Source organism: Streptomyces panaciradicis (genome assembly GCF_023516615.1).
In the GTDB taxonomy this organism is placed as follows: domain Bacteria; phylum Actinomycetota; class Actinomycetes; order Streptomycetales; family Streptomycetaceae; genus Streptomyces; species Streptomyces panaciradicis.
Map to the genome: position 1 here is coordinate 1 of NZ_JAMGBF010000264.1, position 7,233 is coordinate 7,233.

The following is a 7,233-nucleotide window of genomic DNA, read 5'->3' on the forward strand; positions in this document are numbered from 1 at the left end:
ACCACGGCGGTCTGAAGAAGTACAACGAGTACAAGCAGCAGGACGCCGACCACCTGCTGGAGACCACCGGCAAGCAGCTGCGCAAGCTGATGAGCTGGGTCGACGAGGAGGCGTAAGCCTCATGGCCACGGGGTCGGAGCGGACCGCTCCGGCCCCGTTGTCCAACCCGTCGCATCACGGACGGGTGATCCTTCCGCAGAGGCGCAAGACGACCTCCGCCGCGCCACTACACTGCCGTACTACATACGCGTCAGGCCCACAGCGTCGTGCGTCTTCCACGCGGCTAGCCAACCTCCACCGCCTGCGGCCGTCGGGACGGCCGTCCGCATTGGACTTGTGAGGACTCACGTGAGCTCGAAACCCGTCGTACTCATCGCTGAAGAGCTGTCGCCCGCGACTGTGGACGCGCTTGGCCCGGACTTCGAGATCCGGCACTGCAACGGAGCGGACCGAGCCGAACTGCTCCCGGCCATCGCCGACGTCGACGCGATCCTGATCCGCTCCGCCACCAAGGTGGACGCCGAGGCCATCGCCGCCGCGCACAAGCTGAAGGTCGTCGCACGAGCCGGCGTCGGCCTGGACAACGTCGACGTCTCCGCCGCCACCAAGGCCGGCGTGATGGTCGTCAACGCCCCCACCTCGAACATCGTGACCGCCGCCGAGCTGGCCTGCGGTCTGCTCGTCGCCACCGCCCGCCACATCCCGCAGGCCAACGCCGCGCTGAAGAACGGCGAGTGGAAGCGCAGCAAGTACACGGGCGTGGAGCTCGCGGAGAAGACGCTGGGCGTCGTGGGCCTGGGCCGCATCGGTGCCCTCGTCGCGCAGCGCATGTCCGCCTTCGGCATGAAGGTCGTCGCCTACGACCCCTACATCCAGCCCGCCCGCGCCGCGCAGATGGGCGTGAAGGTGCTGTCGCTGGACGAGCTGCTCGAGGTCTCCGACTTCATCACCGTCCACCTCCCCAAGACCCCCGAGACCCTCGGCCTCATCGGCGACGAGGCGCTGCGCAAGGTCAAGCCGAGCGTGCGCATCGTCAACGCCGCGCGCGGCGGGATCGTCGACGAGGAGGCGCTGTACTCGGCGCTGAAGGAGGGCCGGGTCGCCGGCGCCGGCCTCGACGTGTACGCCAAGGAGCCCTGCACCGACTCCCCGCTCTTCGAGTTCGACCAGGTCGTGTGCACCCCGCACCTCGGCGCGTCGACGGACGAGGCACAGGAGAAGGCCGGTATCGCCGTCGCCCGCTCGGTGCGCCTCGCCCTCGCCGGTGAGCTCGTGCCCGACGCGGTGAACGTCCAGGGCGGCGTCATCGCCGAGGACGTCAAGCCGGGCCTGCCGCTCGCCGAGCGCCTCGGCCGCATCTTCACCGCGCTCGCGGGCGAGGTCGCCGTCCGCCTCGACGTCGAGGTCTACGGCGAGATCACCCAGCACGACGTGAAGGTGCTGGAGCTGTCCGCCCTCAAGGGTGTCTTCGAGGACGTCGTCGACGAGACCGTCTCCTACGTCAACGCCCCGCTGTTCGCCCAGGAGCGCGGCGTCGAGGTGCGGCTGACGACCAGCTCGGAGTCGGCCGACCACCGCAACGTCGTCACCGTGCGCGGCACCCTCGGCAACGGTGAGGAGGTGTCGGTCTCCGGCACCCTGGCCGGCCCCAAGCACCTGCAGAAGATCGTCGCCGTCGGCGAGTACGACGTCGACCTCGCCCTCGCCGACCACATGGTGGTGCTGCGGTACGAGGACCGTCCCGGTGTCGTCGGCACCGTGGGCCGCATCTTCGGCGAGGCGGGCATCAACATCGCCGGTATGCAGGTCTCCCGCGCGGTCGCCGGCGGCGAGGCGCTGGCCGTGCTGACCGTCGACGACACGGTGCCCTCCGGGGTGCTGGGTGAGGTGGAGACGGAGATCGGGGCGACGTTCGCCCGCTCCGTGAACCTCGTCTGACATCGTCCTCAAACGCCGGACGGGCTGAGAATGCCCGTCCGGCGTTCGTATGTCCTCTCACTTGTGGTCGACGTGGATTCCCCGCAGGGTCCGCGCCGCCAGTGCTGCCGCGCCCAGCAGCAGCACCGCCCCCGCGATCGCCGCGCCCTGCATGCCGCTGGTGAAGGCCTCCCGTGCCGTCGTCGCCAGGCCCGGTATCCGGTCGGCGACCGCCAGTGCACCGCCCAGGGTCTCGCGGGCCGTGGCCGGTGCCGTGGCCGGGATGTCGTGGCGGTAGATCGCCGTGCCGATCGAGCCGAGCACCGCCATGCCCAGTGCGCCGCCGAACTCGCCGCCGGTCTCCATCAGGGAGGACGCCGAGCCGGCGCGTTCCACCGGGGCGCTGCTCAGGGCCAGGTCCGTGATCTGGGAGATGACCATGACGATGCCGGAGGCGAGGACGCCGCAGGCGGCGAGGACCAGCCAGAGGGAGCCGGTGTCCGCGAGGGCGAGCAGGCCGTAGCCGCAGGCGCCGACGGCGAAACCGGCGGTGACGACGTGGGCGCGGTCGACCCCCTTCTGGACCAGGGTGGTCGCCAGGGGGGCCGCCATGCCGATCGGCACCGAGGGGAGCAGTGCCCACAGGGCGGCCTCCATCGCGCTCTTGCCGAGCACCGACTGCAGGTACTGCGTGGTGAAGTACGCCGAGCCCATCATCGCGAACGAGCCGACGAGGTTCAGGACGACCGAGGGGGCGAAGCCCCGGCCGCGGAAGAGGGCCGGGTCGATCATCGGTGAGGCCGTGGTGCGCTGGCGGTGGACGAAGGCGGCCGCGAAGAGCAGGCCGACGGTGATCGAGACGACGTACTGCGGGTGCCAGCCCTCGGACGTGATCTCCTTCAGGCCGTAGATCACCGGGAGCACGCCCGCCATGGACAGCGGGACGCTCGGCCAGTCGAAGCGGCCGGGGTGCGGGTCCCTGGACTCGGGGAGCAGGAACGGGCCCAGGACCAGCAGCAGCGCCATCGCGGGCAGGTTGACCAGGAAGACCGAGCCCCACCAGAAGTACTGGACCAGCACCCCGCTCAGCACCGAGCCGAGCGCGATGCCCGCCGTCATCACACCGGACCACAGGCCGATCGCCTTCGCGCGCTGGGCGGGGTCGGTGAACATCGTGCGGATCAGCGCCATCGTCGAGGGCATCAGGGTGGCGCCGCCGACGCCGAGCACCGCGCGGGCCGCGATCAGGGTCCCGGCGCTGTCGGCGTAGGCGGCGATCAGGGAGGCCGTGCCGAAGGCGGCGGCGCCCAGGAGCAGGAGCCGGCGGCGGCCGATGCGGTCGCCCAGCGAGCCCATCGTCATCAGCAGGCCCGCCAGCACGAAGGCGTAGATGTCGAAGATCCACAGCTGCTGGGTGCCGCTCGGCTCCAGGTCGGCGCTGATCGCGGGGATCGCGAAGTAGAGGACCGACACGTCCATCGAGACCAGCAGCAGCGGGAGCATCAGCACGCCCAGGGCGGTCCATTCGCGGCGGCCCGCGCGGGCGGTGCCGGCCGTGGTCGCGGTGGTGCTCGTCGAGTTCGTCATGCCGAGGAATGTACGCGCGTCTTAAACGCTTGTCTATGACGCTTGTATAAATCGTTCGTCTAGGACGGCTGTATGGATCCGGAGGTAGGGTGGCCGGCATGGGACACCGTGAGGATCTGCTCGAGGGCGCCAAGCGCTGCCTGCTTCAGAAGGGGTTCCTGCGGACGACCGCGCGGGACATCGTCAAGGAGTCGGGGACCAACCTCGCGTCGATCGGCTACCACTACGGCTCCAAGGACGCGCTGCTGGTGCAGGCGTACGTCGAGCTGATCGAGGGCGTCGGCGACACCTTCGAGCCCGGCTGGGACGCGCAGCCGGCCCCGCCGGCCGGGTCGCTGGAGCGGTTCCAGGAGGTGTGGGCGGGCATCATCCGGTCCGTGCCCGCCTCACGGGCGATCTGGCTGCTCAGCTTCGAGCTGCTGTTCCAGGGCGACAGGCTTCCCGAAGTGCGCAAACTCCTGGCCGAGGCACAGGTGGAGGGCCGCAAGGGCATCCTGACGATGTTCAACGGCGTCCCCGAGGACCGGTTGGAGGAGAGCGCGGTGGACACCGAGGGCCGCTTCTACCAGACCCTGCTCAACGGCCTGATGGTCCAGTGGCTCTTCGACCCGGGCTCCGCCACCGACGCCGACCAGCTCACCGAGGGGCTGCGCCGGGTGATCGAGGGCGTCAGGAACGACTGATCCGCCGGTCGCGCACCACCGGGACCAGGGCGGCCAGCATCGCCCCGGCCGTCACCGCGAAGGCCCACGGATAGCCGGTCGCCCCCGCCAGCACGCCGAAGCCCGCCGCGCCGACGCCCATGCCGCCGTCGTAGGCCAGGTTCCACAGCGCGCTGACCGTGCCGTACGAGGACGGCGAGACCCGGGCGTACATGAGCGCGAGGGTGGAGTTCTGGGCGATGCCGAACCCGGCGCCGAACAGGGCCGTTCCGGCGATCACGGCGGCCGGGGTGCCGGTCGTCGCGGTCACGGCCACGCCCGCCGCCGACAGCAGCAGCCCGGGCGGCACGAGCCGGGCACTGCCGTGCCGGTCGCCGAGCCGGCCCGCCAGCCAGCGGGTCGCCGTCGCGGCCGCGGGCTGCACGAACAGGGCCACCGTGACCACACCGGAGTGCGCCCTCGCAACGGCCAGCGGCAGGAACGTGACGATGATCCCGGCGGCCGTCGCGGTGGTGGCGAAGACGAGGACGGGGCGCAGCAGGGCGCCGGTGCGCAGGCCGCGCAGCACGCCGACGGGCCGGTCCCTGCCGGGCGCCGCCTCCGCGTTCCGCGTGTCCGCGGCCGGCAGGCCCAGCACCGAGACCGTCGCGGCTAGGGCGGCCGTCCCCCCGATCACCGCCACCGTCCCGTATCCCGCGTGCGCGACCAGCCACAGGCCCAGCGGCAGTGCGACCAGGGACGGCACCCCGGAGACCAGGCCGACCAGGGCCAGCCCCTCGCCCCGGCGCTCGGCGGGGATCAGGGTCGCGGTCAGCGCGCCGCCCGCCACGATCGTCAGCGCGAAGCCCAGACCGCGCAGCAGGCACACGGCGACGATCCACGTGATGTCCGACGAGACCGTCAGCACCAGGGCCGGGGCACCCAGCAGGACCAGGCCGGCCATCAGGGTCGGACGGTAGCCGTGGCGGGCGACCAGGCGGGGGGTGACGAGCTCGCCGAGGACGGTGGCGAGCATCAGGGAGCCGGTGGCGAGGCCCGCCGCGTTCCCGCCGCCCGACCCGGCCGCGTACGCGGGCACGACCGACAGCAGCAGGAAGAAGCTCACGCTCGCGCCGACCAGACTGACGAAGCGCAGCAGCAGGGGCCGGGTCAGCAGCGACGGCCGTGCGGGGGCCGTGTGGGGAGGGCAGTTCGCCGAAGTCGTCATACCGTCGACGCTAGAGACGGACCGGCCCTCCGCTAAGCTCCAATTCCATGCCAGTGCAGTGGGCCGGTTTGTCACCCGAGCTGCTTGTGACGCTCGACCGGGAGAGCGGGCAGCGGCTGTCCGCGCAGCTCGAGGGCCAGGTGCGGGACGCCATCCGCACGGGCCGGCTGCGGGCGGGCGAGCGCCTGCCGTCCTCCCGGGAGTTCGCGCGGATGCTCGGTCTGTCCCGGGGACTCGTCCAGGACTGCTACGCCCAGCTCCAGGCGGAGGGCTACCTCGTCACCCGGGTCGGCTCGGCCACCCGCGTGGCGGCCTGCGCGCAGGTGCCCGAGGCCCCCGTGCCGTCCCCGCCCGACACCGGGCCCCGCATGATCGCCGACTTCCGCCACGGCGTACCGGACCTGGCCTCCTTCCCCGTCTCCGACTGGCTCTGGGCGACCAGGGAGGCGGCCCGGCGCATGCCGACCGCCGACCTCGACTACGGCGATCCGCAGGGCAGTCGGGCACTGCGCGAGGTCGTCGCCGGGTATCTGGGCCGGGTCCGGGGCGCCGCGGCCGACCCCGCCCGTACCGTCGTCTGCTCCGGCTACGCGCAGGGGCTGAGCCTCGCCCTGCGCGCCCTGGCCCGCGCCGGGGTGCGGGTCGTGGCCTACGAGGACCCGGGCGGTCCGGCCACGGCGGCGGCCGCCGCGGAGGCGGCGGGGCTGACGGCGGTCCCGGTCCCGGTCGACGAAGAGGGCCTCGACGTGGGGGAGTTGGACGCCACCGGCGCCCGGGCGGTGATCGTCACCCCGGCCCACCAGTGGCCGACGGGCGTGGTCCTGGCGCCCTCCCGCCGCCATGCGCTGATCGCGTGGGCGGCACGCCGGGACGCGTATGTCGTCGAGGACGACTACGACGCCGAGTTCCGCTACGACCGCGAACCCGTGGGGGCGCTCCAGGGGCTGGCCGCCGACCGGGTGATCTCCATCGGCACAGTGAGCAAGTCCCTCGCGCCCGCGCTCCGGCTGGGCTGGCTGCTGTGCCCGCCCGTCCTCCTGGAGGCGGTCGCCGACCACAAGCGGGTCGCCGACCGCGGCTCACCCACCCTCGACCAGCTGGCCCTCGCCCGCCTGATCGAGTCCGGCCGCTACGACCGCCATCTGCGCCGCATGCGCACGGTGTACGCCGCGCGCCGCGCCACCCTCGTCTCGGTCCTGGCCGAACACGCCCCCGCGGTACGGCTGTCGGGGCTGGCGGCCGGGTTCCACGCGGTGGCACACCTGCCCGACGGCGCCGAGGAGGAGACGGTCGTGACGCGGGCCCGCGACCGGGGGGTGGGCCTGTACGGCATGAGCGCCTGCCGGACCTCCCGCACCGCGGTTCCGCCGCAACTCGTCCTCGGATTCGGCCAGGTGACGGACCGTGCGATCACCGAGGGCGTGGCGGCCGTGGCGGATCTGCTCGACGGGCCGTGAGGTCAACGCCCTTACAGCCGCGCTCCCTTGAGTGCCATGTGCAGCAGCAGCCGGTCCTCGCCGTCGTCCAGGTCGAGGCCCGTGAGCTTCTCGACCCGGGAGAGGCGGTAGTAGAGGGTCTGGCGGTGGATGCCCAGCTCCGCCGCCGTGCGGCCGGCCTGCCCGGCGCGGTCGAGGTACACCTCGGCCGTGCGGGCCAGTTCACGGTGGGCGGGGGAGAGCAGCGCCCGTACGGCGGTGTCGTGCGCGGTCTCCGGGGGCAGTGCGGTCAGCAGCCGGAACGGGCCGATGTGCGCCCACTCGGCGACCGGGCCGAGCCGGGGCTCCGCCAGCGCCGCCCGCGCCGCGGCCGACGCCTCCCGCCAGGACGTGCCCAGGTCCGCCAGGCCGGCGCGCGCGGTGG

6 protein-coding genes and 1 pseudogene are annotated in these 7,233 nt (G+C 72.8%); 4 read left to right on the forward strand and 3 right to left on the reverse strand.

Going from position 1 to position 7,233, the window contains the following annotated elements; translation table 11 throughout:
* Together M8J74_RS43310 and serA are read left to right on the forward strand one after the other, a co-directional pair.
* Window positions 1-116: pseudogene (locus M8J74_RS43310) on the forward strand (ketol-acid reductoisomerase); the annotation flags it as partial.
* A 232-nt stretch (window positions 117-348) separates the two neighbouring features.
* Window positions 349-1,938 carry a phosphoglycerate dehydrogenase gene (serA, locus tag M8J74_RS43315; RefSeq protein ID WP_249841650.1) on the forward strand — a complete coding sequence of 530 codons (1,590 nt, stop codon included), beginning with the start codon at window positions 349-351 and terminating at the stop codon, window positions 1,936-1,938.
* 57 nt (window positions 1,939-1,995) lie between these two features.
* On the opposite strand, the gene M8J74_RS43320 is transcribed toward serA, so the two are convergent.
* A complete protein-coding gene (locus tag M8J74_RS43320; RefSeq protein WP_249841651.1) occupies window positions 1,996-3,504 on the reverse strand; it encodes an MFS transporter in 1,509 nt (502 codons plus the stop codon).
* A gap of 98 nt (window positions 3,505-3,602) precedes the next feature.
* On the opposite strand from M8J74_RS43320, the gene M8J74_RS43325 reads away from it, so the two are divergent.
* Complete coding sequence (locus M8J74_RS43325) at window positions 3,603-4,187, forward strand: TetR/AcrR family transcriptional regulator (RefSeq protein ID WP_249841652.1); 585 nt, start codon at window positions 3,603-3,605, stop codon at window positions 4,185-4,187.
* On the opposite strand, the gene M8J74_RS43330 is transcribed toward M8J74_RS43325, so the two are convergent.
* Window positions 4,174-5,373, reverse strand: coding sequence for an MFS transporter (locus M8J74_RS43330; protein WP_249841653.1), 1,200 nt, complete (start codon window positions 5,371-5,373; stop codon window positions 4,174-4,176). The genes M8J74_RS43325 and M8J74_RS43330 overlap by 14 nt on opposite strands.
* 47 nt (window positions 5,374-5,420) lie before the next feature.
* On the opposite strand from M8J74_RS43330, the gene pdxR reads away from it, so the two are divergent.
* Entirely contained in the window at window positions 5,421-6,830 is a 1,410-nt protein-coding gene (gene pdxR, locus M8J74_RS43335; protein ID WP_249841654.1) for a MocR-like pyridoxine biosynthesis transcription factor PdxR, read from the forward strand.
* Between the two features lie 11 nt (window positions 6,831-6,841).
* Here pdxR and M8J74_RS43340 read toward each other — a convergent pair.
* A partial coding sequence (locus tag M8J74_RS43340) for a PucR family transcriptional regulator (protein WP_249841655.1) occupies window positions 6,842-7,233 on the reverse strand: 392 nt, incomplete at its 5' end.